Raw genomic sequence first — 3,605 nt, 5'->3', positions numbered from 1 at the left:
CGAGAAGGACGGCCCGAGCACGATGGTGCTCACCAGCAACATGTCCCCGAGCGACTGGAAAGGCTCGGTCACGGGCTCGAGCTGCCTTATGCACTCCTCGGGCGTCCCTTCGAAGCCCGACCAGGCATGCTCGCTCCCTTCGGGCACGGTCGGTTTGGCTGGCGTGGAAGGCTCCTCCCTCTCGGCCGATCTCGCCCAATTGTACACAGTGGCAGCATTGAGCACCCCGAGCGCCTTCGCCACGTCCTTCCCGTCCATCCCGCCCTGCACGAGCCTGACGGCCTCCGCCTTCGTCTCGGGATCGTAGTGGCTGAAGGGACGGCCGGCAGTCCTCACATGCGCAGCATCGCTCTCCCGGATCCAGGCATACATGGTCTGCCTGCAGGGATATCCGAGCTTGCGGATTGCGAGGGTCATCTTCCCGCCGCATTCCTCGAGGACTTCGAGCGCTCTCTCTTTCTGCTCTGGCGTGAAGCTCATTGCGGACTCCTGACCGGACCGTATCTGGTCCAACTTTTTGTCCGCATGCCCCTACCGAGGCGGTGCCCCAGGCGATGAGGCAGAGGGGCTCCGGCACGATGGGGCTCTAGCGATAGGGCCTCGCGACACCGTACACGGTAACAGCTAGCATTTCCGGATGCCGGCACATTGGCGAATATCGTCCGGCTGGAAATGGACAGAATCGCCCGGCGCTTGGTAGCGATTATCTCCTGGCGTTAACAGTATTGGTTGCAGATGGCCTTTCTCCCATGCTTTGGTCAGAACACGATGCGGTGCTTGCACATCCATTTCGTGTGCGCAAGGCTGTTCGCCTTCTGTGCCATGGCGTTCTCCTTCCTCTCGCGGCCGGCGACCCGAGCAATCGCCATCCTGGGGAGAGAGGAGTTTCGCTGCATGGCATCGTTGCCATCCGCCCGCACGGCGGGTGGTTTTCCGTGCCGCGCGTGCCGCGCGGCACAGGCTAAAGCCTTTAACAAGAGAGGGTCCTCTGGTGAGAGCCCTCTCTGTATTTCGTGAATGCAGAATACCTTAGATGAGATCATAGCAAGAATCGGTATAGGCATCCTGAATCTGCTGCCCATATTTCATATAGACATTCTGCAGCTTTCCGGCCCACTCTTCATACGTGCTATAGGAGTCTCCAACCGCGAGGTGGTGTTTGGCCATTTCGCCTACGCCATCATTGCAGATCTTAGCGAGCTTTCCTACCTTTTCATTGCAAAGCTTTGCCCTGCCATCGATCGTCGAGTAAGCCGAATATTCTGCATTGTATTCGGCAACGAGACCCGGCGTGGCCGCTGCAATCCTTGCGGAATAGTCCGAGAGAATCGATTCATAGCTTGCATCGGTGCCAGCAGGAATCCACTTGCCATCAGATCCGACATAGTAGCCATCCGGCCTCCAAGCATTCGTCAGCATCGCTCCGCTGGAACCAAGATAGTAATTGCCCACCCAGCAGTCGTGCAGCATAGCACCTGAACCATCGAAATAGTACCAGGAACCAGAAACCTGCTGCCAGCCGGTAGCCATGGCGCCAGAGGCGGAAAGGTAGTACCAGACGCCACTGAGATTGATCCAGCCGGTCTGCATGGCTCCGGATGCAGAGAAGTAGTACCAAGCACCGCCAAGGTTCTGCCAACCAGTCTGCATGGCACCACTGCCAGAGAGGTAGTACCAGGTTCCTCCGTAATTCAGCCAGCCTGTTGCCATCGCTCCAGAACCATAGAAGTAATACCAGCTGCCACCAAGGTTCTGCCATCCTGTTACCATGGCGCCAGAACCGAAGAGATAGTACCAGGTGCCCCCAAGGTTGATCCAGCCCGTCTGCATGGCACCGGAGCCAGAGAGGTAATACCACGTACCTCCATCATTCAGCCAGCCGGTCTGCATCCAACCATGGGCATCGAAGTGATACCAGGACCCGCCAATATTCTGCCAGCAGCTTGTGGGGTATGAGCCATCTGCATTGCGATACCACCATCCGCCATTCGAGTACACCCAGCCGGCACTTTGTTGTTGACTATTCTGCTGCTGGCCGCTGTTGTTTCCGGATCTCTCGTACCTAGCCTCGCAGATATCGCAGACATCCCTCGAACCACGATTTTCGAACGCAATGCTTGTGACGACACGGCCTTTTAGCGTCGGGCAATCGCTGTAGATGTGATAGGCATGCCCAGAGCGAGTGACATATACAGTTGTGCCCGTATCTGCTGTAAACGCCTGTGCTTGTGCTGGCATCATGCAAAATGCAAGCATGGCCGCAGCAATTGCTGTAAACAGTCTCATCGATAACGTATGCCTCGACATTTTATCCTCCCTTATATGCAGCTGAACAGGGGCTTGAAGCGATTCAATCCTACGTTTAGCGGAGCTCGCTAATTGCAAGGATTCTGCAGACGGAAGCATGAGAGCGAATTTCCCTCTCGAATATCCACTCTGCCGCATATCAAGCAGCTCTCCTGAAGCACCTGATTCTCATGGCAAGAAGAGGCAAACCCTTCCAGCCGAATACGCTGTATCGACAGGGCGTTATATAGTCATGCGGAAACACACACAACATTGATTTGTTCAACGTTGGCAGCTGCGAGAGCTCCGAGTGCCACGTCCTTGCAGAACAAGAAATGCCGGGAATCATGGTTTTGCAGGGACGGCAGCAAAGATCTCCATGCATAGAAGCAATATGACACTGTACCGGACACACAAATGAGGGGGCTCCCTTTCGGAAGCCCCCTCACCGCATATTCCATATGCAAGAATCTCTCGCCGGAACCTACTTTCCCGGTACCCACGCTCCATCAGCTCCGACATAGTAGCCGTCGGGAGTCTTCGTGCTCGTGAGCATGGCTCCGCTGGAGCCGAGGTAGTAGTTCCCGACCCAGTAGTCGTGGAGCATCGCGCCGGAAGCGCTGAAGCAGTACCAGGAGCCATTCACCTGCTGCCAGCCGGTCTGCATGGCGCCGGATGCATTGAACCAGTACCAGGTGCCGCTGACGAGCTGCCAGCCCGTGCCCATGGCGCCAGAGCCTGTCAGCCAGTACCAGTTGCCGCCGTCGTCAAGCCAGCCTGTCTGCATGGCGCCGGATGAGGCGAAGTAGTACCACTGGGCATCATCATAGGTGCGATAGGTGCCATTGTCGTTGTAGATCATGCCACCCGAGAGATCATTGCCGTCGACCCACATCCACTTGCCGTCCTCTGTGGGATAGCCGGTACCTATCTTCTGCCAGCCGGTCACCATGAAGGCCTGGGCAGGATAGCTTCCGGCTACAGTCGCACTTCCGGAAGTTCTGATCCAATCCCTCTGTCCATTCGGCCACGTCGGCATGAAGTAGTACCAGATGCCGTCGATCTGCTTCCAGAGGAAGTGCATGTAGCCGTAGCGTGAATCATATCTTGCCTGGTCAAGATAGATCCAGCCTCCGGGATAGCCGTCGCTTGCATCGACATGCTTCCATCCCGACGGGATGAGGACGCCATTGCTGTCGCTGCAGACTGTAGGGTAGTAGCCATAATAGAATCCAAACCAGTCGAACTGCGCCTTGTTGTAGGCAAGCCTGCCGGAATAGTCGAAGAGGTAGACGGTGCCGCCAATATCCTGCGAACCT

The 3,605-nt window shown here is 56.6% G+C and carries 2 protein-coding genes and 2 pseudogenes; all 4 read right to left on the bottom strand.

What is annotated here, in order from left to right; translation table 11 throughout:
• Window positions 1-480, bottom strand: a 480-nt coding sequence (locus ABVS03_RS11440; RefSeq protein ID WP_368019203.1) for a transposase, incomplete at its 3' end; no start/stop codon positions are given.
• 281 nt (window positions 481-761) lie between these two features.
• Window positions 762-824: pseudogene (locus ABVS03_RS11435) on the bottom strand (IS200/IS605 family transposase); the annotation flags it as partial.
• Window positions 825-1,029: 205 nt separating this feature from the next.
• Window positions 1,030-2,307, bottom strand: coding sequence for a hypothetical protein (locus ABVS03_RS11430; protein ID WP_368019202.1), 1,278 nt, complete (start codon window positions 2,305-2,307; stop codon window positions 1,030-1,032).
• A 463-nt stretch (window positions 2,308-2,770) separates the two neighbouring features.
• Window positions 2,771-3,605, bottom strand: a pseudogene (locus ABVS03_RS11425) (hypothetical protein); the annotation flags it as partial.

The sequence above is a fragment of the Olsenella sp. AGMB03486 genome (genome assembly GCF_040884255.1).
Taxonomy (GTDB): Bacteria; Actinomycetota; Coriobacteriia; order Coriobacteriales; family Atopobiaceae; genus Olsenella_L; species Olsenella_L kribbiana.
Note: the sequence above shows the minus strand (reverse complement) of the source record. Positions and strands in the feature narration are given on the sequence as shown.